The 431-nt window shown below is 44.3% G+C and carries 1 protein-coding gene; it reads left to right on the top strand.

The features are described 5' to 3' along the window. Positions 1-33 precede the first annotated feature (33 nt). A partial coding sequence (locus WS42_RS15735; RefSeq protein WP_286728788.1) for a transposase occupies positions 34-431 on the top strand: 398 nt, incomplete at its 3' end.

Raw genomic sequence — 431 nt, 5'->3', positions numbered from 1 at the left:
AAGCCAAAACGGGGGAAATTTTCCAACAAAGATATGGCAAAAGTACAAAATATTTCAGAAATTCACCCTACTTTGGGTTTTACAGAATTTGATATTCTGGAAAGATACCGCAAAAGTTTTCATGAGAGTGAGCTTGGCAGGCTTCATTCGGTATTTCCATTTGAGCATATAGCAAAGACTGTGGGCTTGTCGGACCAGCATCTGGGGCGCAGGAATATATTCAGTCCCTGCGCAAAGATTGCCCTTATGGTCCTGAAGGCATACACCGGATTCTCTGACAGGCAGCTTGTGGAACATCTGAACGGGAACATACACTACCAGATGTTCTGCTGGATTATGATAAATCCGTCCTTCCCCATAACCAACTACAAGATAGTCAGTGCTATCCGCAATGAGATAGCGTCCCGTCTTGATGTTGATTCCCTCCAGGA

Origin of the sequence: Odoribacter sp. N54.MGS-14, assembly GCF_000980295.1 — a bacterium.
Classification (GTDB): domain Bacteria; phylum Bacteroidota; class Bacteroidia; order Bacteroidales; family Marinifilaceae; genus Odoribacter; species Odoribacter splanchnicus.
The sequence above is the reverse complement of the archived record's forward strand: the minus strand, read 5'-3'. Positions and strand labels throughout refer to the sequence as shown.